The following is a 22,824-nucleotide window of genomic DNA, read 5'->3' as shown; positions in this document are numbered from 1 at the left end:
AAGTCATGGAAATATTATTGTTACTGATATACAGCGGGATTGTCTGGCTGATTTTCTTCAAATACAAACTGCTGCCTTGGAACACTATTTCTCAGGTAATTGTAATTACAATTCCCGTAGTAGCCATCGCTATGCTGATCTTGCTTCTGAACATTTATGCGCCCAGCTCACACGATGTCCGTGTCATGAACTACACAGTAGAGATCGTGCCTACAGTTACCGGGCAAGTAGTAGAAGTCCCAGTTGAGCCCAATGAACATGTGAAAAAAGGAGATGTACTATTCAAAATCAATCCTGAGCCTTTTGAACTTAAAATCAAAAATCTGGAGGCTAAAATACCCATGCTAGAAGCCAAAGTAGTCAGCGCCCGTGCTTATGATAGGGAGTTGGAATCTCAGCTGACCTCCGCAAATAGCCAAATCCGTGTCATCCAATCCCAACTCGACCTGGCTATCAAACGATTGGAACAGACTAAAGCACTGGCAGAATCAGGTGCTGGATCCAAATTTGACTATGAACAAGCACAAACTAATCTGGCAAATTTTCAAGGACAAATAGCGGTTGCAGAAGCGAATAAATCACAGGTTTTGCAAAAAATGTCTGCTCAGTCATCAGACGGAGAACTTTCAGAAATAGCCCAAGCCAGATCCGCATTGGAGGAAGCCAAGGCACAAATAGCCCAGGCGGAATGGGATCTGAGCCAAACCACTTTTTATGCACCGGCAGATGGACGTGTCATCAATTTGCAGCTACGTCCCGGAGCTATGGCAGTACAGTTTCCGATTAAGCCTGTGATGAGTTTTGTAGAAGATGAGCAGTGGGTCACCGCGCTTTTCCACCAAAATGAACTACGCTATGTGGAGGATGGAAACGAGGCAGAAATCGCACTTAAAACCTATCCAAACCGGATCATTAAATGTGAAGTGGAGCATATTGTCTGGGCAAATGCCCAGGGGCAATTGACCGCAAGCGGGATGATTCCTGATACACAGCAGACAGAATTTCACGAAGGTAGATTTGCAGTTCGCCTGAAGATAGCTGAAGAGGATAAGGATCTTTTTCTAGCGTCTGGAGCGGTAGGACAAGGAGCAATTTATACCGAGCGTGGCAAAATCATCCATCTGGTTAGAAAAGTAATCCTGAGAGTAGGCACTAAAATGGATTGGCTAGTACTCAAACTCCATTAAACCATGCGAGCATTATCCAAACAACTCAAAACTTTTCTAATTTTTGCAACTGCTGCAGTTTTGCTGACCACTTGTGCCGTAAAAGCCCCAACCTCAAGCGAAGAGCTGCAGGAACAGGTTTTTGCCAATTTTATCCTGCCTTCCACCTGGCAATCCACTGCATTTAGTAGTGCTGACTCCACCATCACGAGCAACTGGCTAAGTGATTTCAACGACCCTCAATTGGATTCTTTGGTACAGGAAGCATTGATTTACAATTACGATTTGAAAATCAGTTGTATTCGTATCGATCAGGCTATGGGATACGTGGAAATGGCCAAAGCAGCCCTGAGACCTGCCTTTTCAATCTTAGGCCGACAAAACACCAAACTGGGTGGTGATCTGGGTGGTGGGCTAAACGGTGCTATTCTTTCCGCTTCCTGGGAAATTGATCTCTGGGGAAAGCTAAGAAATGCCAGAAATGCTGAGGAGGCAAATTTGCTGGCTTTGGAGAGCGAAGTCTCTTTTGCTCATTTATCGCTAGCAGCACTGCTAGCGAAGTCATACTATTTGGCTACAGAAATTCATCTGGAAACTGAATTGGCAAAGGAGATGATACGTATCTCCGAAATGATGGTAGATGTTGCCACTAAAAGATTTGAAATCGGAATCGGGACAGAAATAGATTTGGTGGTATCTGAGGCGAATTTAAATAACCTCAAAGATGGTCTACTACAGCTTGAACTTGCCTATGCCAATCAATTACGTGCAATGGAGATTCTTCTCGGAAGATACCCCGCTGCAGAAATCCAGATAAATGAAGAGTTGATCGAAATGTCCAATGCTATTCCTGCTGGAATACCCTTTCAGATTTTGGAACGGCGACCGGATGTGTTGGCAGCACTGCAGCGATTTAATTCTGCATTTTATCGTGTGGGCGAAGCGAAGGCAGCTCGATTGCCAAGACTTTCCTTAACTGGAGGATTTGGGGCTATCACTAGCCAGGTGGTAACTTTACGACCAGAATTTTCCAATCCCATCAGAAGTATAGGAGGCGAATTGTTTGCACCGATCTACCAGGGTGGAGCGTTGAAGGCAAATGTGGAAATCAGAAATTCCCAGCAAAAAGAAGCCGCAGAGATCTATGGCAGAACGGTGCTAAATGCGATAGGAGATGTGGAAAATGCCTTAGATGCAGTCGAAACAGTAGATGGAAGGGAGCAGTTTCTCGTGAATGCAGTGGCAAGTAATGAAAAGGCCTTTGAGCTGGAGCAACAACTATTCGAAGTCGGGAAAACAGATATGCGGGATGTGATTCGCCAGCAAATGGATCTGTATTCCACACAAATCAATCTGCTAAGGATCCGTAGTCAAAAGATTTCACAACGAATCGATCTTTATTTGGCCCTGGGTGGAAATATGTAAAGAGTTAGTCTTTACCCTGTCTCACTACGTTAAAGATTAATCAAATCATTGATAAATCCATCAATCAAACTTCATCCTCTGGATTCTAATCGCATTCAAAATCGCCAGCAAAGCCACTCCTACATCAGCGAAAACTGCAGCCCACATGGTCGCCATCCCCAAAGCGCCCAGAATTAAGACCAGTACTTTGATCCCAAAGGCAAATCCAATGTTCTGCCAAACGATTTGCTTGGTCTTTTTCCCGATAGAAATTGCCATTGGAATTTTGCTCGGGTTATCGTCCTGAATCACCACATCAGCAGTTTCAATCGTAGCATCGCTTCCCAATCCCCCCATGGCAATCCCCACATCAGAGATAGCGACTACAGGAGCATCATTTACTCCATCGCCGATAAAGGCAACTGTCCCTTTTTGGGCTTTGATTTCCTTGACTTTTTCTACTTTATCCTCAGGTAGTAGGTCTCCAAAAGAATTAGGAATACCTAATTTGTCGGCTACAAACTTGACCACATTGCTTTTGTCACCGCTCAGCATGGTGATCCCTACATTCATAGATTTCAGTTGAGCTATGGTGTGCTGAGCATCTGCTTTGATACTATCTGCAATGGTCAAAAAGCCTGCAAATTTCCCACCATAGGCTATCGCAACCACCGTGTAAACAATGTTGGAAGGATCGATGGAGTGGGGAATCGAATACCTATCCATCAGCTTGAAATTACCTACAAGCAATTCCTTGCCTTCAACCTGAGCTCTCAAACCATGTCCAGAAATTTCCTCCACATTTTCCAAGACAATGCTGGAATCAATCTCACCCACATGATTTTTTATCGCTGTGGCAATTGGATGGGAACTTTTACTTTCTAGCGCATTGGCAAAATCGAGTATTCTGGAATTTTCAAAATCAGGCTCCAAATGCACTTCCTGAACATTGAAAACGCCTTCAGTCATTGTACCTGTCTTGTCCATCACCACATTTTTGATCTCAGCGATGCTATCCAGGAAATTACTTCCTTTAAACAAAATGCCGTTTTTACTCGCTGCTCCGATTCCTCCAAAATACCCTAGCGGAATACTGATCACCAAGCCACAGGGACAAGAAATGACCAAGAAAATCAGTGCGCGATAAAGCCAATCACTGAATTCATAAGTGTCCACAAACAGGAAGGGCAAAAAGCAAATTCCAATCGCCAGAAAGACCACGATTGGTGTGTAGATTTTGGCGAATTTTCGGATGAAAAGTTCCGTAGGAGCCTTTTGAGCAGTCGCATTTTGAACCAATTCAAGAATTCTGGAAAGCTTACTATCAGTGTAAGCTGTAGTCACTTTGACTTGCGATACCATATTCAGATTTACCATCCCTGCGAGGACAATTGCGCCTTTTTGCTTGGAATCAGGCTTGCTTTCACCGGTCAACGCAGAGGTGTTGAATGAAGCTTTTTCAGAAATTAGCTCTCCGTCTAGACCAAGTTTTTCCCCAGCTTTTAACTGAATGATATCCCCGATTTTTGCGCTGGAAGCTTTGATTTTTTTGGTAGAATTCCCTTCCAAAATCGTCACTTCATCAGGTCGCTGATCCAGTAAAGTCTTGATGTTGGTTTTTGCGCGCGTGACTGCCATGGCCTGAAAAACCTCTCCCACGGAATAAAACAGCATCACTGCAACCCCTTCTGGATATTCCTGGATCGCAAAAGCGCCAACCGTAGCGATCCCCATCAGCAGAAACTCAGAGAAAATGTCACCTTTCAGAATGCTGCCCCAAGCTTCTTTCAAAACAGGAAAACCAACGGGTAAATAGGCGATTAAATACCAACCAAAGCGAATCAATCCCTGGAACCAATCCTGTGGAAAAATGTAATCAAACCCCAATCCAATCAGCATCACCACAAATGAAAAAAGAGCTGGCGCAAAAAATTTCAGCATGCTTTCACCTTCAGGCGCAGCATGGTCATGATCATGTCCATCATCATGGGAATGTCCCTCATGATTGACTTTTTCATCCACAGCACAGCAATCTTTGTCTGTTAATTCCAATTGGTTTTTCTGGTCAATACTCCCCATGTTTTTGGTTTAATTTTCCTTCATCAGGCTCATCACCTGATCGATTGGTAATTGATTGACCTGATGTCCATCCTTTCCTTCCATAGTTTCCGCGGCAAACAAGGAATTGATAATCGCCTCTTCTGTTGCTTCTATTACTGCCATAAAAAGTGAGCTCATATCATCATTTCGTACAAATTCAGCACTTTCCAAGGTTCCGGATTTAGCGGAGTAGGGAATTCTAAGTTCTTCTGCCGTGCTAAATGCGATCACATAATCACCTGATCCGTTGGATGCAATACCACCGGTTTTAGCCAAACCCATCATGGCGCGTTTTGCCATTCGTTCCAAATTTCTTTCTAGCACAGGAGCATCAGTAGCCACGACTATCATGCAGCTTCCGTCTGATTTTTCCATAGCATTCCGAAATGGATATTGACCCATTTTCTCACCCACGGCAACTCCATCGATTTGCAGATTTCCTCCGAAATTGGTTTGGACTAAGATCCCGACAGTGTAGCCACCAAGACTTTCAGGGAGTTTACGGGAAGCCGTTCCTATTCCACCTTTCCAGCCAAAGCAAACCGTTCCTGTGCCAGCACCCACATTTCCTTCCTCGACTTTGCCGGATTGAGCAGCCTGGATCGTTTGGATAATTTCCTCAGGAGAAATATGCATTCCACGGATGTCATTCAGGTAGGCATCGTTCGTTTCTCCCACCACCGCATTGACAGATTGGGCAGTTTCATTTTGTCCCAAAGAATACCGAACAGCACCTTCGATTCCAGCAGCCACACTTAGCGTATTGGTCAAAATAATAGGGGTTTCAATATTTCCCAGTTCTTGCACTTGGGTGACGCCAGCCAGCTTTCCAAAACCATTTCCCACATAAATCGCTGCAGGCACTTTTTGCTGAAAAATATTACCACCATGGGGTAAAATCGCAGTAACTCCTGTACGGATATTGTCTCCTTCGATTTTGGTGAAATGCCCCACTTTTACTCCCGGAACGTCAGTAATCGCATTGATCGATCCAGTCGGAAGTACGCCAATAATGATCCCTTTTTCCCGTGGCCTTTCTTGGGAAAATGCGGAAGAAGTGAGAAAAAAGGAAAGTACAAATAAGGTTTTGAGGTGTTGCATAGCCGGTAGTTTCCCGAATTTAAACTTTATGTCTTCACCAAAAAATAACAGGAGGTATCAATCCTGCAAAAACTGCTTTTTATGGTTTATTCTGGCTTTTTGAGAATATTATCATACGTATTTGTTTTCAAAAATGGGATTGATCCGAGCATCTTATAAATTAGCATTTCGCTCAGAGTATAGTTGAGATTTAGACTTCGCGCAGTCCGGCCATTATGTGATCTCAAATTCACTAGCATTGCGTCAATTTATTTTAAAATAACACTTTATAATTGCGCTCTCTGCGTAAATCTCTGTGATCTCCTGTGGTTAATTTACCAACTCATAATATGCTGAAAAAAGAAAGATACCAAGCCATCATCAATCACTTCCGGGAAAATATGCCCGTAGCCGAGACGGAACTTCAGTATGAAAATCCCTTTCAGCTCCTCTGTGCAGTGGTACTTTCAGCACAATGCACAGATAAGCGGATCAATATGGTGACTCCCGCTTTATTCGAAAAATTCCCAGAACCTGAGTTTTTGGCAGCTTCGAATTTTGACGAGCTATTTCCCTACATCAAGACCGTTTCATATCCGAATAATAAGACCAAGCATTTGTTGGGCTTGGGGAAAATGCTCGTGGAAGACTTTGGAAGTGAGGTTCCATCGACGGTTCCAGAGCTCATCAAACTTCCTGGAGTGGGTCGAAAAACTGCGAATGTAATTACTTCAGTCGTTTGGAATCAACCGAATATGGCTGTGGATACTCACGTATTTCGAGTTTCAAAAAGACTTGGCTTAGTCTCCCAAACTGCCAAAACTCCGCTTGACGTAGAGAAGCAGCTGATCCGGCATATTCCCAAGGAGTATGTACATATCGCGCATCATTGGCTGATTTTACATGGACGATATGTGTGTTTGGCACGTAGGCCAAAATGTGAAGAATGTACGTTGACGCATTTGTGTAGGTATTTTGAGAAAAATCAAGGAAAAATAACGAAGATCGAAACTGAAGGTTAATGTGCGGGATTCATCTGATTTGGGGTAAGGGAGCGAATGAAGAAGCAATCGAAAGTATGCTTCAACAAAGCATGCACCGAGGTCCAGATCAGCAAGGAAGTTTCAGCCCTTGGCCAGGACTTTGGATCGGAGTAAATCGCCTGAAAATCATTCATACAGGAGCAGAAGCTGATCAGCCTTTTATGGCTCCGGATGGTCGTTCATTACTCATTTGGAATGGCGAAATTTACAATTTTCAAGAGATCCGAAACTCTCTACTTAGAATGGGGATTTGCTTCATTACCCAATCGGATACTGAGGTCGTTTTACATGTACTTAGACTTTTTGGAGTCAAAGGCTTAGAGAAACTTCAAGGAATGTATGCTATTATTTACATTGATTTGATCGAAAAATCAGTTCTGGTAGCTCGTGATAGCAATGGAGAAAAGCCACTCTACTATGCCCAAAGCCCAGACGCCTTGATCATTTCCTCTGAATGTCGAAGTATTCAAAAGCTAAAATCATCGCAATTGGAAGTCAGACAGTTTGAAGCTTTTTACTATTGCAGAGCTCCTATGTTGGGGAATACGTTTTATAAAGGAATCCATGAATGGAAGCCTGCGAGGTTCACAAAGATTTTGAATCATTCTGCCTTTAGATGGGATACTATTTCAAACCAAATAAAGTCTCAAACAGAACCAACTTTTGCTGATTTCAAAGATTCTTTGAGTGAAACCATCCTAAGACAGTTTCACGCGGATGTGCCAGTAGGGATTCAACTCAGTGGAGGAGCTGATAGCTCACTGCTTTATGCTCTTTGGTACAAGGAATCTGGCAAGCCATTACCTTCATATACAATCCAATTGGAGCAAAAATGTAGAAAGAAGTATGCTGATGGAGACGCTGCTATTCGATTTGCAAAGCAATTCCCCTCACATCATCAGCTGGTGGAAATCGATCAAAAGGCCTTTTGGGAAAATTGGGAAGAGTATCTGGAAAGTGTGGATCAGCCAATCGGAGATTCGGCAGGTTTCCTGAATTGGATGATAGGAAAGGAGGCGAAGAAATCAGTGAAAGTGCTGGTCTCAGGAGCTGGAGCCGATGAGCTATGGGGAGGATATCAGCGGCATAAGGCTTTTGATATTTATCAGAAGAGAAAGGATTTACTGCTAAGATTTCAAGGGATTTTTGGGAAATTACCTCTGGGTAGAAGTTACCAAAAGTTCATTTCGGCAATTGATCCAACCCCTCAAAACACCTTTCTCAATTTCTCGGGATTGGATAACGTGCCCGCTGACCTGGCGCAGGATTACGAGAGAATTTTTGACAAAAATCTCCCTGAATACCAACAAATGCTGGATTTTGACCGACAGGTTTATTTAGTTCAGGACGTGCTGAAGATTCAGGATAATGCATTGATGGCTCACAGCATCGAGGGAAGATCGCCTTACCTGGATGCTTGCATGCTGGATTTATGGAGAAGTGTAAAAGATGAAAAGTTACTAAAAGGAAAGCCTTGGATTCGAAAATTTCTGAATGAGCTTGATTTATCATGGATTTCTGAGCGGAAGAAGATGGGCTTTGGGTTGCCACTTCAAGAATGGTTTGCTGAGAACGGTGAGTTTGCAAAACGAATATTCTCCTCTATTAAAATATTTGAAAAAACGCATGGAGAGTTTTTTCCAGCGGAAATGAGAAGGCTAGCGGCTAAGCCTGAACTTGGCACAAAACATCATTTTTTAACCCTCTACAATCTATTTCTTCTCGCAGAATGGGTGAAATTGCAGAAGCTATGAGGATAATCTACATTCATCAATATTTCAAAACCCCGACCGAAGGTGGAGCCGTGCGCTCTTATCACTTGGCGAAGGGATTGGTGGATGCCGGGCATGAAGTGGAAATGATCACTGGCGGCTCAATAAACGGCTACGATCAGCGCTGGATAGATGGGATCAAAGTGCATTACTTGCCTGTGGCTTACGATCAGAAATTTGGATTTTTAAAAAGGTCTTGGGCCTTTCTAAACTATGTCCGTCAAGCCAAAAAACTCATCAAAAAACTTCCCAGACCTGATTTACTGTATGTCACTTCTACGCCGCTTACTACCGGTTTGATTGGGCTATGGGCGAAAAAGAGCTTGGCTATTCCTTATATTTTTGAAGTTCGGGATCTCTGGCCACAGGCACCGATAGAAGTTGGAGCGATTAAGAATCCGGTGTTGAAAAGTAGTTTGAAAGGGCTGGAGAGAAAGATTTACCAACGTGCTATGGGTTTGGTGGCACTTTCTCCAGGAATCGCAGATCACCTGAGGAAGGTCACTCCAAACCAGAAAATTCATTTAATTCCAAATTTCTCAGATTTGGATAGGTTTTTCCCTATGGAGAAAAGCCAATTTTCCCTTCAAAAATATGGATTGCAAAACTCCTTGACCATTGCCTATACAGGAGCTTTGGGTAAAGTAAATGCGGTGGATGAACTGTTGACGCTTGCGGAATTGGCCAAAATCCGAGGTAAAAATTGGCAATTTCTCATTATGGGAGAAGGAAGCTACAAGTCAAAACTTCAGGATTTTGCTAGCGAAAAGTTACTCTCGAATGTCCGTTTTTTGCCCTTTGGGTCGAAAGATAAAGTAAATGAAGTGCTGGGTCTGGCGGATTTTTCCTGGATATCTTTTGCTCATTTGCCTGTTTTGAAAACCAACAGTCCGAATAAATTTTTTGATGCTTTGGCAGCCGGGAAAGCTATTTTGGTCAATCACAAAGGATGGGTTTATGATCTGGTGAAGACTCATCAACTCGGAATTTCCTGTTTGCCATCGAAGGTAAATTCAGCTTTTGCGAAGCTAGAAGAAATAGAAAGTGCTCCGCATCAACTGGAAAAAATGGGAAATAACTCACGGAAGTTGGCGGAGCAATATTTCAGCAAAGAGCTTGCGATTTCCCGATTAAATCATGCAATTGGTCCAAAGAATTCCCCGCCAAATTCTGTAGGCAGGAAAGACATTTTGATGGCATAAACAGCTTTTTAGCCAGTTTTTTTGCTTGACAAATCCAGTCAGAACTTCTTGTTTTTTCCTATTTTAAATTCACACCTTGCCCGTTTTTTACAGGTAATAACCTTATAGATAACATGCTAAATGCTGCTTTATTTAAAAAAAAATCAAATTTTTCAAAACCATTTGGAGGTTAGTTGGTTCCATTAGTCCAACTTAATTCTTAACCAAAAACCAACTAACATGAATTCAATGAAAATTAAAGTATGGCGATATTTATCGCTTTCACTTGCAGTAGTAGGCACGATGGCATTCTCTTCGTGCGATGATGACGACGACGATATGGTTCCCGAACCAGATGATATCGTTGATGTAGTAGTAGAAAATCCAAATTTTTCTATTTTGGAATCTGCGGTAATAACCGCCGGATTGGATGATGATTTGAGCGGAACAGGTCCTTTTACAGTTTTCGCCCCTACAGACGCTGCTTTTGGAGATTTTATTTCTGATAATGGCCTAACAGCTGATGCATTGTTAAGTAGTGCAGATTTGGCAGATATATTAAGCTATCATGTTGTATCCGGAAATGTAACTTCAGCAGATGTTGAGGCCGGGCCAGTGACAAGTTTGACAGGTGATATGTTTTACGTGAGCGTGGATCCAGATGGAGGTATTTGGATTAACGGTAATACTATGATTACAGCTGTAGATGAGATGGCTAGCAACGGAGTGATCCATACGCTGGATTATGTAATCACAGCTCCTACGCAAAGTATCGCTGAAATTGCAGTGGCAAGTACTACCGCTGCTACACCGGAATTTACCCAATTGGTAGCAGCACTTACACGAGCTGGTTTAGTAGATGCAGTGAGTGGTGGAATGGATGATAATTTGACAGTTTTTGCCCCTACTGATGCAGCTTTCCAAGATCTGTACGATGCCTTAGGCGTAAGTGGGGTTGATGAAATTGATATTGATCTTTTGACTGATGTGCTTACTTATCATGTCGTACCAGCTAGAGCTTTTTCTCAGGATCTAAGAGATGGAGCAGAGCTTCCTACATTATTGGAAGGTCAAAATCTGACTGTGGATCTTCCTGGACTTACGATCAATGAAAGCAGCCTTGTTCCAAGTATGTTAAATATACATGCGACTAATGGAGTAATTCACGTGATTGATCAAGTGATATTGCCAGAATAAATTAGATTGGTTGAAGTGGGAAAGCGAGTCTGGGTATCTAGGCTCGCTTTTTTTAAGCCTAATTCTTGATCCTGAAGACTTTCGTAGAAAAATCACAGGTTTATTTTAGTTTAATCCCTGATACTTGCTAATCAGGAACTTAATTGTTTGCTTTTCTAGGTCTATAACCCGATTCTCTAAAAATTTTCTCGGCATCAGGTTCCGCCATCAATACGTCCAAAGGCACATCCTGATTGAATTGGTAATCATCCACAATATTCCAGCCCAACCACCTTCCCAATCTTCCTGGCGCTTTGGTACTAATGGCATCGGTAAATGGCGCTTCCCCTATGTATTTTCTGATCTCAAAGGGATTTGTTTCGTACAACAATTCATTTTCCACGAAGTGGGACCATATAAATTCTTCATTGTCAAAACTCTCAGAAATAGCCTCAGGCGTGTATCCGATGATGTATTGATCTGAAGTGCAGGGCATGATTGCCTTGGTGAAGTGATAGGTTTTCCCATAATAAATCATCTCAGCAAGCAATCTATTATCCTGTGGATTAGTTACGTTAAAACGAGCCGAGATAGCCATCACGATCATTGGGACTATGTACGGGCGATCGTAGCGCTCAGCCATGTAGCGTGGTAGTTCGGGCTGGAAAGTATGGGAAGGAGGCAAGAAATAATCTAGTCCAATCACAATCACATCATCTGTCACAATCAAGTCGGAATTGAAACCAGAAGTGAAGGTGTAAACCTTTGGAATCTGAAATTGAGGAAAGTAATATTTGATTGCTTTGAAGGCATTTTCTAGATCCTGTTCCACATCAGAAAAATCACTGAATACTGCTTGCACTGAGTCATACAGAACTCGCATAGATGAGTCTTGATGAATCGCCAAAAGTTCCGAGGCTAAGGTATCAGGGCTAGGATAAAGGTCCATTTGCAAGTATTCCTTGGTGAATTCAGGATGTTCCTCAAATAGAAACTTAAAGTCATCAGCAGATTTTGCATTAAAAAAATCCTGTTCCAATCGTGTGATGTTGACTGTTAGGTCTTGATCTAAAATAGCTGAGGAAAGCTCACAGCTTTCTTCCTTTTTGCCGCAGGCGAAAGCTAAAATCAGTAGAAAAGAAAAGTATAAGTATCGGGAACCGGAAATGCGCATGAATGATTTTTTTTTCAAAAATAAGAATTGGAATGGTAACAGGCTCAACGAAGTCCTGCATTCATATATTTGGGAATTAAACCTAAAATTTTGGGCGCTGAGATCTAGTGTCAAAAAAGTTTAAAAGAATTAGTTCTAATTGGCTAAATCTATAAAAGAGGCGATTATGCTTGGTGATCAAAAAGCCAAAAATTCCTAATTCAAAGCTTTCAATCGTCCCCATTTCAGGGTTGGCCTTGAGAAGGTCTATTACATTGAAAGTTCTTAAAATAAAATTTCTAGTTGTCTTTTCCCCAAATTCATACTCTAGATAATTAGTAATTCTTCTAAAGCTATTACTTGCTCTTTTCGTCCATACTATTTCTCGAGCCATTTGGAGTATTCATTATAGAGCTGCTCGTGTTTAACCAAATTGTCGTTATTATGACTTTCAATATAGCTAAGTAAAAGTTCTGATTTTTCATGGTTAGTTAGTCCTTGCATCAAACTCCCATCTTTCTTCTTGGTCAAATGAAGAAATAACTCAAAGTACGAGGCAATTAGATTCTCATCTTCTATTTCTTCAATTAGCTTATGAAACTCTTCTTTAACGGTTGTCATACTAGTGTTCATTAGAAACTAAATATATGAAAATGAATTGATTGCTTTCACTGCCAACTCTGCAATAAATAAATTCCGGAACCTTAAATTATCTCTGAAAAAGATAAGCTCAAATCCCAAATTTTTGAAAATCTCAAATTTCGTACCTCTAATCTCAAATTATTTCCCCCTAACAGCTTTCAGGATCAAATCATACACATCAGTAGGTTGAATGGCTTCTGAATTAAGTAAACTTTTGTCCTGGGAAACCAGGAGAGGCTTATCAGAATCATCTTCACTCAATCGTCCGTGAGCACCTTTTACCAAAGTTGCATCCAACGGAATGACGTCCATCAAGTACCGGAAGCCTAGTTTTTTCTTCAACACTTTTGAGCCTACAGTAAGCATAGGAATTTTGATTTCTGGATTCAAAATCAGCTCTACTGGATCGTAACCTGGCTTTTTGTGGATATCTACGCAACGGGCGTAATCCGGAGCTTTTGCATCATCCAGCCAGAAATAATAAGTAAACCAAGATTCCTTATCTGCCATCACCACCAAATCTCCAGAACGCTCATGATCGAGATGATGCTTCTTTTTACCTTCTTCATCCAGAACCAATTCTACCCCGGGAGTTTCTTCCAGTAGCTTTTTCACCTGAGGCAATAAGCTTAGATCATTCACATGGACATGAGCTACTTGGTGATCCGCCACGGCAAAGACTTTAGAGGTTCCTGCATCTAATGTCTCTAACCCCCGCTCATCTTTAACCTGAATCCAACCTTGATTTCTGAAAATTCTATTCAAATGAACTGGTTTAGTCACCGTGGTGATCGCGTACTCTGACAGCAAAATCACTTGAGTTCCTTGGTTTTCAAAGTAGGAGATAAGATCCTCTGCAAGCTCATCTACTTCTTTCAGGTACTTTCCGATTTTGTCAAAATCAATCCCATATTTCTGAAGTGAGTAATCCAAATGCGGGATGTAGATTAGGTTCAATGTTGGATAGTGCCACTCGTCCACCTTCTTGGAAGCTTCTGCAATCCATTTACTAGATTCTATGTTCGCGTTTGGTCCCCAAAAAGAGAAAAGGGGAAATTGTCCTAATTCTTTCTGAAGTCTATCCCGTAATTCCATGGGCTGGCTATGGCAATCAGGTTCTTTGCGTCCATCTGCCAAATAAAGAGGTCGTGGAGTCACAGCAAAGTCAACACTGGAGTACATGTTGTACCACCAGAACATATTGGCTACAGTGAAATCAGGATTCTCTTTCTTTAGAGTTTCCCAGATCTTTGGCGATTGTACCAATTTGTTGGACTGTCTCCAAAACTTGATTTCGCACTCGTCTTGGAAATACCAGCCATTTCCAACAATCCCATTCTCATTTGGCATTTTGCCAGTGAGGTAAACGGACTGCGCGGAGCAAGTCACCGCAGGCAAAACAGGTTCTACCACTGCACGCTTGCCTTTTTCTATCCACTTTTTCAAAAATGGTGTATGCTCTCCAATTACTCTAGGCGAAAGTGCTACTATATCTAAGACGACTGTCTTTTTCATTTTAATTTAATTTTTCGATCACCCAAGCCAACTCTCTTGAGATGGATTCGCCTAGGCTTAGGCGTGTATCTTCTGGCAAAACTTCCCAAGTATAAGTTTCTACCTCCAAGTGATTTGTCAAAGAAGGATTTTTTAAAATTTCATTGAGTACAATTGAAATTTGATCCTGTGTAGAGGCTAGAGCCCCATAATTATCTAAAAAGACGGGTACATGGAAATGAATTCTCCATTCTTCTTCCTCAGTTTGGTCTAATATTTTAAGTGCTTCTGGTAAGTCAGAGTAAGAATTCAACGTTCCGTCTTTCCTTTTAGCAACAACTTGATGCAGGTAGGTCGATTCCTCAAAAGGAAGGAGGTTCACCTTAAGTAAATCTCTAGCTGCTGGCTCATGTGGGATGAGCACTCTCAAGGCAGCAGAAATTTGAATTTTACCAATTTTAATTCCAGCCTTTTCAAATTTGGTAAAAGTGTCTGCCGGCTTTTCATAGACAATCGCGAAGTGGCAAACATCATAGCAAACTTGAATGTGTTCCTTCAAAACTTCCTCAGCTTGTTCTTCTGAAATGTCTAATTTCTCTGCAAGCCATGGTTTTCCAATTGGCAGCAACCAATCTGAAAATAGCCAAAGCATCTCATCGGAATTCTCTAAGATCCCGTCCGGCTCTGGCTCAATATCCAAGTGAAGAGACTTTCCAGTTTGCTTTTTGATTTCAGCTAACTCTGCTACAACCTCTAGTAAGTGTTTCGTTGCCACCTCCATTCCGGCATTCAGTTCAGTTTCACTTTTGAACCAATGTCTATAAGAAATAGGGGAAGTGGAGATACCACCGTCCATTCCCTCTGGCAACAGCTCTGCTAAAATCTTAAAAGATCTGATCGTATAATCTCGTCTGTCTTTGGTGGTCCAATCTGGAAAATGAACCTGATCCTTTACGGTAGTTCTGTGAAAATCTCCGTACGGAAAGCCATTCAGAGTGAAAACATAGGCGTTTTCAGATTCCAGCCATTTTTTAAATTCTGCCAGTTGCTCCGGTTTTTCAAGTAGGAGACTAGCTTCGTGAGAAAGTCTCAACCCAATGCCGAAAGGCTTATCAACCTCCAATCGCTCCTTTATTTCAGGGATATATTTTTTCAGGTTTTCAAAAGTGGCCTTCCAGCTTTCTCCTGGGTGAATATTGCTGCAGTAACTGAGGTGAAACCCTTTGATTTCCATGAATAAAGATGATTTTGTGCTGAATTAATTGGTGACCAATTTTTGTTTTTGGTTGTAACTTTTGAGTAAATCGATAGCCTGATGGATTAGCTCATGATCCATTTTATGAACTTCCTCGCCCTTGCCCAAAGCTTTTAAAAGCATGATAGTAAGTTGTCCTCCCAAATGCTCCTGAAATTCCTTTAATCCTTTGATGAGATGATCTCCAGCTAATTCTGGAGCAAAAAGCTCAAAGCCCAAGGTCTTAAATACAGCTATAATCCTGGATAGATCGTCTTCTGAAATCCATCCTTTCAAGTGAGAATAAGTAGAGTCCAAGGCAATTCCAATTGCCACGGCTTCACCATGACGAATTCTAAAATCACTTAAATGCTCAAGTTTATGCGCAGCCCAATGTCCAAAATCCAATGGGCGTGAGGAGCCAAATTCAAAGGGGTCCTTTCCAGAAATATGATCCAAGTGCATCTGAGCGCATCGGATAATCAACTCCTGCATTGGAGCCATTTCTCTTGCAGCCAAAGCCGGGGAATTATCCTCAATCCAAGTGAAAAAGCTCAAATCTTTGATTAAAGCTACTTTTATAGCTTCGGAAATTCCGGATCTCCAATCTCTATCGTCTAGGGTTTTGAGGAAATTGAAGTCATTCAGAACTGCATAAGGCGGAGTAAATGTCCCTAGGTAATTCTTTTTGCCGAAAAGGTTCACCGAGTTTTTCACGCCGACTGCTGAGTCATTTTGGGAAAGAACTGTAGTTGGTATTCTTATCAGGCGAATGCCTCGGTGGGAAATTGCTGCTGCAAACCCGACCATATCAATAACCGCTCCGCCGCCGATTACCGCGATATAAGAATGTCTGTCAATTCCATACAAATGGGTTGCCTCAACAATTTCTTCGTAGATAGCCTCGTCATTTTTAGAAGCTTCTCCGCCTACTACGACAATAGGATCAGATGCAATAGTAAATGACTTTGAATGGACATCTGAATAGGTTTTTAGTTGGCTGAGCAATTTTGGGTGAGCTTCGGCAACCCCTTTGTCCACTACGAATAGGACTTTGGACTTTCTTTCTTTCGAAAGAATATCTACAAATAATTTATTCTCAGGAGAAAAAATTTCTTCTGAAAAACAGACTTTATATTGGAAGGGTACTGAAAATGATTGTTCAATAATCGTATTCATAATCAACAGGGTACGGGCTTAAGTTGCTTGCTGGAATAAATACAATTCCGAGCTCCTTTTAGTTCTTGGTGTTAGGTGACAGCAAATTTCTTGGCTAGCCAAAGGGAAATTGGCAACAACATTAGCACAAATATTCCAATCTTCCATCCTGCGAAAGATGAGGCAATGGAAGCATTTACAATAATTAAGGAAATAACGGCAGCTTTTACTGATTTGCCTATGAGTTTTGGATTTTGGCTGCGAATAGCTTTGATCAAAGGCGGGAAAATCATGTAAGAAAGCAAAGCTAAGAATGGTAGCACTTGCCATGCAGCAGTGTTATGTAGAAAGGGCATTGCGGCTATTGCAACTATCACGATCACATACATGGATAATCCTCCGTAAAGCGCACTTCTATTTTTGCCATGCACTTCTCCGCGACTGATCATGGTAATGGCTGCTACAAAGATTAAAGGAAGAAATCCCAATGGCCAAAAAGAAGCTAAAATTTCTGGAACTACGCTAACCCCCAAGAGTAAATTTCCCGTTCGGCAAAGTCCCATATTGATAGGCCCGAAAAGATGCTGATGCTTCCCCCAGTAATCGTATAAAACGGCAAGCGCAGCGACGGCCAATGCTATTCCTGCGGAAATAAAATTCACCTGTGCTGCTGCTATTACTCCAACTACAAGTAATAAAAAAGACATCCAAGCCGCTGAAGATATGGACACTTTTCCGCTTGGAATGGGTCTTTCTGGCCTTTCCACAGCATCTAATTCAGCATCAAAGACGTCATTGAAAGCAACTCCACCAGCATACAATCCAATTGTACTCAATGAAAGCCAAGCTAAATTTATCAGAAACTCATTGCTTCCAGATCCCCAATCTGCTGCTATCAAAGCCCATGCTCCGGCAACTGCAAATCCTGCCCAGATATCGGCAATGGCAGTGACTACATTGGCAGGGCGGGTGAGTTGGAGGTAAGCAAAAATGCGGGATGATCCCATATTTAATTCTCTACAAAATCTGAAGAACCTTCTACTCTTGGTGTTTGTCCACCACGAAGAACTGAATTACCGCTCATCTTTTTGGTTTGGTCCAAAGGAGCTGCATTCAACCAATCCTGCTCATCCATTTGTCCACTTTGGCCAAAAGCAGTCAAAGCATTTTGGTAAGTGACAAGCTTAATATGCTCTTCATTAATTCCTGATTTGCGCATTAGGTCAGCTGTTTTTGGCACAGCCAAAGGATCTGAAATCCCCCAATCCGCAGCGGAATTGACGATTATTCGCTCTGGTCCATAATGCTTCACGATTTCTACCATACGTTCAGAACCCATTTTGGTATGTGGATAAATAGTGAATCCTGCATAGTATCCACGGTCAAGGACTTCCTTTACGGTCTCCTCATTGTTATGATCTACGATTACCATTTTCGGGTCCAAGCCGTGCTCTTCCGACACATCCATACTACGAATCGTTCCTTTTCTTTTATCTCGGTGAGGCGTGTGGATAAGTACCGGTAGATCTACTTCTTTGGCCAGCTCTAACTGAAGCCTGTAGAATTTATCCTCAGCTTCGGTCTGATCATCATAGCCGATTTCACCGATTGCGACCACACCTTCTTTGCCCACATATAATGGCAAAAGTTCCATCACCTGTTCCGCCAAAGGCTCGTTGTTAGCTTCTTTAGAATTCAAACCCATCGTGCAGTAATGTACTATTCCGAATTGGCTGGCGCGAAAACGCTCCCAACCTACCAGCGTACTGAAGTAATCTTTGAAACTCCCTACTTCCGTTCTTGGCTGTCCTAGCCAAAATGCTGGTTCGATGACAGCTACAATTCCAGCTTTTTGCATGGCTTCATAGTCATCAGTTGTGCGAGATACGACGTGAATATGAGGATCTATATACATGGATTTTAAATTTTGTGAAAATGCGCAATAATGCCAAGAGCAATAATTTTCTAATGTTTTTGGTTGGAAGACCGAAGCGGCCTCAGTGCTAGTTTTTGACTTTCTCCTCTATCGCTTTTAATTCCAAATTGGCAGAAAGAGGATATACCTATTTGTCTAATACGAGAATGTAAAATTAGTGATTATACCCGAGTTTGCTGAAACTCCGAGCCGATGCTTTCCCAAGCAATAGCTTCCATATCAAGTGTAGCTACTTGATCGGGGTAAGATTCTAGTAATTGTGCTGCCTCATTGTATGCAGATTCTCTTAGTGTCAAGAGCGCAGCTTTCACTTGAAGATCATCTTCAGTTGCTAACGTTTTCTTCAGATCTTCCAAATACATTTCATTGACAAAAGGAGCTACCAGTCTCCAAATTTCGGGCATGACATCTCTTCCAGCAGCCCAGCGTTCATGTGCAAAATCACGCGCTATCGCAGCCAAAGCTGGATTTCTTCTCGCTTCCAATCCTTGTATTCTATAAAGCGGGCGCTGCATGAATATTGCTTTTAGCACTAGTTGGTTCCAATTGGCTTCCGGGAAGTACTTTGCCGGAAATGGGTTATTCAACGCAATCGCATCAAAGACAAGAGAGATATTGGTTCGCAAACCGTCAATAGCTCTAGGTATCAAATCCTCCTGAAAAGGCATCAGGGGCAAAGCTGCGAAAAGGGCCTGATGCTCATGCATGTCTGCAGTTTCAAAAAGCTGATTCATTGCAACAAACCATGCTTCTTTCTCCTGTGGATAACTGAGCATCAACACCGTACGTGCAGTCTGCAATTCATCCCAATGTTCGGGTTGAAAGCCTACTACCAGTTCATTTGCCTGCTCTTTCGAATCAGCTGAAATCGTGAGTTTATCTTTTTTGAAGAATCTGGAAGCTTGGCTGAAAGCTAGGAAAAACGTTGAAGGAGTGCGGTTAAAGGCAATTTTTTCTACCTGTTTCTCCAGCCAATCCAGTCCTTTTTGATTAGATGATTTTTCAAGCAATTGGGTGAGAAAGCTTGTCAATTGATTTTTCATGATCGAGATGCCGTTTAGGGCTTAGCGTCAACTTTACTTTGTTTTCATAAAATACGCTGAAATCTAGCAGAATATCCAGTTACAAAGTGCTCAGCGGTAGGAAAAAGTGCCCTACCTGACAAAAATCACTTTCTTATAAATTCGTCGGTCAATTATTCTGTTTTTCTGTAACTTGCTAGGCCTTTTGAAAAGAGATTTGCCCCTTTAGAAGTAGAACAGGGCATTTTTCCGCAGGTATTCATCCTCAATTTCAATTAGAAATGAGTTTCATTTTGTTGATTTTAAATTCTTTATGACTACTAATACCATCCTGCTTTCCATCTGTGGATTAGGCTGGATCATGACCTATATAGAAGCATTGAGGCTTGGCCATAGGGATAAGTCCTATGGAATTCCCTTTATAGCACTAGGTCTTAATTTTACTTGGGAACTCTACTATACTCTCCCAGGCTACTTTGAGTTTGGCACACATGTCTCTACCTATTTCAATGCCTTCTGGCTGTTGCTGGACTGCGGGATTTTGTACACGTACTTTACCTATGGGCCAAAAGAAGTAACTACCAGCAAACGTACTTTTTACCTTCAGGCAATTCTGTACCTAATAGGTTGCCTGATCTTGCAGCATTTTGTTTTCCAATGGGTTGGAATAGTCCTTGGAGCCCTTTATATGGGATTTCTTCAGTGTATTTTGATGTCCATCCTGTTTATCCGCATGTATTATCGAAGACCTGGTTTGCAGGGGCAATCCTTGATTCTGGCGATTGCAAAATTTATAGGGACGCTCCCTCTGACCATCATGTTTGGGATCCTTGGCTCAAAGACAGGAGGAGGAGTTCACGAGCCTGTTTTGTACATAGGTTCGGTGATTTTTATATTAGATGTGACTTACATTTATTTGGTGGCCAAAAGGATGATGCGTCTGAAGGAAGCAAGGTGAAACATTAACTTTACTTAGTCCTGGTCTGTGTCACCACAGACCAGAATAGGGCATACGAGTGTCCTCTGAGGATCCTCCGCTGCGGCAACAGTCCACGACTCCTTACTCATCTAAAATCGTCATCACCCCCCAATCGCAATCATACTTCGATTATCAGAATGAAGCGCAGGGTCGGATAATTTTTCCATACTATCCAATCCGGCACGGACGGCTTTTTTGTTGAGGATAGACTCCAAAATCAGGTTTTTAGCCAAAAATACGTCGAATAGAGCCTATATTCGTCGCAAAAAATAAGGTGAATATCTTCAAGTTGTCCCGAAATGGCCATATATTCATAGCATATTATGCCGCGATTAAAGCCTTACATACATCAGAAACAGCAATGGCCAATCTTCACTTGGGAAATCACTTCCTTAATTAAACCTCTCAGCGAGGTCAGAAATCTCCAAGGAAGGCTAATTGGAAAAATGGAATCTCTTGGCTTTGAACTCCAGAACGAAGCACAACTTGATGCCTTTTCCCTTGATGTCATTAAGTCTTCAGAGATTGAAGGCGAAATTTTATCTCTTGATCAGGTACGCTCGTCCATTGCCCGCAAACTAGGGATGGAAATCGCAGGATCAATAGAATCTGATAGAGACGTGGACGGTATGGTTGATATGATGGTTGATGCTACGAAAAATTGCTTTGCCCCATTAACCCAAGAACGACTATTTGATTGGCACGCAGCATTATTTCCCACTGGACGCAGTGGTATGTACAAACTTAGAGTCGCTGATTGGAGAAATGACACTACTGGTCCGATGCAAGTTGTTTCAGGTGCATTAGGAAAAGAAAAGATTCATTTTGAAGCGCCTGCCTCTGAGCTTATTCCAGAAGAAATTAACCGATTCTTAGTTTGGTATAATCAGAACCAAGAATTAGACCTGGTTTTAAAAGCAGCCATAGCACACCTTTGGTTTGTGACCATTCACCCATTTGAAGATGGTAATGGACGAATCACTAGGGCATTGACGGATATGTTATTAGCTCAATCTGATCAAAGTACCCAGAGATTTTATAGCATGTCTGCCCAGATCAGGAAAGAAAGAAAGCAGTACTACGAGATCTTAGAGAAAACCCAACAAGGAAATTTAGATATAACTCAGTGGATGCTCTGGTTTTTAAATTGTCTTTCTGGAGCTTTAAAATCAACCAATTCCACATTGACAACGGTTTTGATCAAAGCCAACTTCTGGAAAGAACATGCTAAAACAATTCTGAATGCACGCCAGCAGAAAATGTTGAATATGCTTCTCGACGGATTTGAGGGGAAATTAACTTCCTCCAAATGGGCGAAAATCACAAAATGCTCCAAAGACACAGCCGTCAGGGATATCAATGATTTAATAGAAAAAGGAATTCTACAAAAGGAGGTGGCCGGTGGCAGAAGCACTAATTATGAGTTGATAATGTAGAAACCCCTTTCTCGAATCTCGATTTATTGATCTTTGGATTTCCAATTCACCTCTTTCATCTTAAATTAGCTGACCGAAATTCTTAATTTAGTCTTGATGTTTCCCTAAGACCTGTGGATATTGGAAATATTCAAGCAATTGGCTTCGGAAGTTACGTATATAAAAATGTTGGGCTTCATGCTAAAACTTAGGAGTAAATGAAATCACTAATTATCATATCACTAATTCTAACTATCTGTTTTCCGGGATTTTGCCAGAATTCAGAGCCAGCATATGGAATAGGAATGACGAGTGGTGAGAATCTTGCTTGGTTGACTTCATTAAAAGACACAACTAAACAAGTCCAACTAACGATGATACAAAATCGGTTCTTTAAACCGACTCGACCAATGATGAAATCGGACAATGAGGATTTGCCTGTTATGGTTGTAGATGGAATTCCAATTAGCCTTGACATCAATGAAGGAGTAAGAAATTTTCTAGCAAATGAACTCATAGCAGACAATGTGGAAATAGAAGTGCTCGACAAGGAACCAGAGGAACTTTATGCGAATAAAAGATGGACTGGACTAATTTTATTGAACATTACAAATAATAAAACAAGGAAGAAGATGTATAAGAACAAATGAGTAGTCAGACAATTTCATGGATTTTATTGTCAACTGCATTTGCGAGTGAATAGCAAGCAGCGAACTTTGAATCAATATTCCAAATAGCAGATGGAATTAACCAATCCGTTCCAACTCATAAAGAAATTCAAACTGCTTTGGGATGGCTAACAAAAAACGGGCTTGTGGAAAAGCCAGGTAAAAAGTATCAACTCACGAACTCTAGAACTGAATTTCTCA

General features: G+C 41.6%; 20 protein-coding genes. 9 read left to right on the top strand and 11 right to left on the bottom strand.

Annotation, left to right across the window (positions count from 1 at the left end; genetic code table 11):
* Positions 1-5: 5 nt before the first annotated feature.
* Both BM386_RS08610 and BM386_RS08605 read left to right on the top strand, forming a co-directional pair.
* On the top strand, positions 6-1,187 hold the full coding sequence (locus BM386_RS08610) for an HlyD family secretion protein (RefSeq protein ID WP_091692688.1): 1,182 nt from the start codon (positions 6-8) through the stop codon (positions 1,185-1,187).
* Between the two features lie 3 nt (positions 1,188-1,190).
* Positions 1,191-2,591, top strand: a complete 1,401-nt coding sequence (locus tag BM386_RS08605) for a TolC family protein (RefSeq protein WP_091692687.1) — start codon at positions 1,191-1,193, stop codon at positions 2,589-2,591.
* Between the two features lie 60 nt (positions 2,592-2,651).
* On the opposite strand, the gene BM386_RS08600 is transcribed toward BM386_RS08605, so the two are convergent.
* Positions 2,652-4,649: a heavy metal translocating P-type ATPase gene (locus BM386_RS08600; RefSeq protein ID WP_091692685.1), complete on the bottom strand. Its 1,998-nt coding sequence runs from the start codon at positions 4,647-4,649 to the stop codon at positions 2,652-2,654.
* 9 nt (positions 4,650-4,658) lie between these two features.
* Entirely contained in the window at positions 4,659-5,771 is a 1,113-nt protein-coding gene (locus tag BM386_RS08595) for a DmpA family aminopeptidase (RefSeq protein WP_091692683.1), read from the bottom strand.
* Between the two features lie 329 nt (positions 5,772-6,100).
* On the opposite strand from BM386_RS08595, the gene nth reads away from it, so the two are divergent.
* From nth to BM386_RS08575, 4 genes are all read left to right on the top strand, one after another.
* Complete coding sequence (gene nth, locus BM386_RS08590; RefSeq protein WP_091692682.1) at positions 6,101-6,772, top strand: endonuclease III; 672 nt, start codon at positions 6,101-6,103, stop codon at positions 6,770-6,772.
* On the top strand, positions 6,772-8,547 hold the full coding sequence (asnB, locus tag BM386_RS08585; RefSeq protein ID WP_091692680.1) for an asparagine synthase (glutamine-hydrolyzing): 1,776 nt from the start codon (positions 6,772-6,774) through the stop codon (positions 8,545-8,547). The genes nth and asnB overlap by 1 nt, the downstream gene beginning before the upstream one ends.
* A complete protein-coding gene (locus BM386_RS08580; RefSeq protein ID WP_091692903.1) occupies positions 8,544-9,767 on the top strand; it encodes a glycosyltransferase family 4 protein in 1,224 nt (407 codons plus the stop codon). Before asnB ends, BM386_RS08580 begins: the two co-directional genes overlap by 4 nt.
* Positions 9,768-9,995: 228 nt before the next feature.
* Positions 9,996-10,943: a fasciclin domain-containing protein gene (locus BM386_RS08575; RefSeq protein WP_244545480.1), complete on the top strand. Its 948-nt coding sequence runs from the start codon at positions 9,996-9,998 to the stop codon at positions 10,941-10,943.
* A gap of 139 nt (positions 10,944-11,082) precedes the next feature.
* On the opposite strand, the gene gldB is transcribed toward BM386_RS08575, so the two are convergent.
* From gldB to BM386_RS08530, 9 genes are all read right to left on the bottom strand, one after another.
* Positions 11,083-12,096 (bottom strand): gliding motility lipoprotein GldB, encoded by a 1,014-nt coding sequence (gene gldB, locus BM386_RS08570; protein WP_091692676.1) that lies wholly within the window; start codon positions 12,094-12,096, stop codon positions 11,083-11,085.
* A gap of 82 nt (positions 12,097-12,178) precedes the next feature.
* A complete protein-coding gene (locus BM386_RS08565; RefSeq protein WP_091692675.1) occupies positions 12,179-12,469 on the bottom strand; it encodes a type II toxin-antitoxin system RelE/ParE family toxin in 291 nt (96 codons plus the stop codon).
* Entirely contained in the window at positions 12,454-12,708 is a 255-nt protein-coding gene (locus BM386_RS08560) for a hypothetical protein (RefSeq protein WP_139235874.1), read from the bottom strand. Before BM386_RS08560 ends, BM386_RS08565 begins: the two co-directional genes overlap by 16 nt.
* Before the next feature lie 147 nt (positions 12,709-12,855).
* Positions 12,856-14,232, bottom strand: a complete 1,377-nt coding sequence (locus tag BM386_RS08555; RefSeq protein ID WP_091692672.1) for an alkaline phosphatase family protein — start codon at positions 14,230-14,232, stop codon at positions 12,856-12,858.
* A gap of 1 nt (position 14,233) precedes the next feature.
* The gene (gene eboE / locus BM386_RS08550; protein ID WP_091692670.1) at positions 14,234-15,445 is read right to left on the bottom strand and encodes a metabolite traffic protein EboE; all 1,212 of its coding nucleotides are present in this window, start codon (positions 15,443-15,445) and stop codon (positions 14,234-14,236) included.
* Positions 15,446-15,469: 24 nt separating this feature from the next.
* On the bottom strand, positions 15,470-16,624 hold the full coding sequence (locus tag BM386_RS08545; RefSeq protein ID WP_170857062.1) for a 3-dehydroquinate synthase: 1,155 nt from the start codon (positions 16,622-16,624) through the stop codon (positions 15,470-15,472).
* A gap of 71 nt (positions 16,625-16,695) precedes the next feature.
* Entirely contained in the window at positions 16,696-17,610 is a 915-nt protein-coding gene (gene eboC, locus BM386_RS08540; RefSeq protein WP_091692669.1) for a UbiA-like protein EboC, read from the bottom strand.
* 2 nt (positions 17,611-17,612) lie between these two features.
* Entirely contained in the window at positions 17,613-18,518 is a 906-nt protein-coding gene (locus tag BM386_RS08535) for a TatD family hydrolase (protein WP_091692667.1), read from the bottom strand.
* Between the two features lie 182 nt (positions 18,519-18,700).
* Positions 18,701-19,582, bottom strand: coding sequence for an EboA domain-containing protein (locus BM386_RS08530; protein ID WP_091692665.1), 882 nt, complete (start codon positions 19,580-19,582; stop codon positions 18,701-18,703).
* 292 nt (positions 19,583-19,874) lie between these two features.
* Between BM386_RS08530 and BM386_RS08525 the strand changes: the two genes are divergently transcribed.
* The 3 genes from BM386_RS08525 to BM386_RS08515 all read left to right on the top strand — a co-directional run bounded on the left by BM386_RS08525 (position 19,875) and on the right by BM386_RS08515 (position 22,605).
* Positions 19,875-20,519 carry a transmembrane-type terpene cyclase gene (locus BM386_RS08525; protein ID WP_091692664.1) on the top strand — a complete coding sequence of 215 codons (645 nt, stop codon included), beginning with the start codon at positions 19,875-19,877 and terminating at the stop codon, positions 20,517-20,519.
* A gap of 344 nt (positions 20,520-20,863) precedes the next feature.
* The gene (locus tag BM386_RS08520; RefSeq protein ID WP_091692662.1) at positions 20,864-21,976 is read left to right on the top strand and encodes a Fic family protein; all 1,113 of its coding nucleotides are present in this window, start codon (positions 20,864-20,866) and stop codon (positions 21,974-21,976) included.
* A 197-nt stretch (positions 21,977-22,173) separates the two neighbouring features.
* Positions 22,174-22,605, top strand: a complete 432-nt coding sequence (locus BM386_RS08515; protein WP_139235873.1) for a hypothetical protein — start codon at positions 22,174-22,176, stop codon at positions 22,603-22,605.
* Positions 22,606-22,824: the final 219 nt, after the last annotated feature.

The sequence above is a fragment of the Algoriphagus locisalis genome (assembly GCF_900116615.1).
GTDB lineage: Bacteria > Bacteroidota > Bacteroidia > Cytophagales > Cyclobacteriaceae > Algoriphagus > Algoriphagus locisalis.
This window is presented reverse-complemented; position numbering and strand designations above follow the sequence as displayed.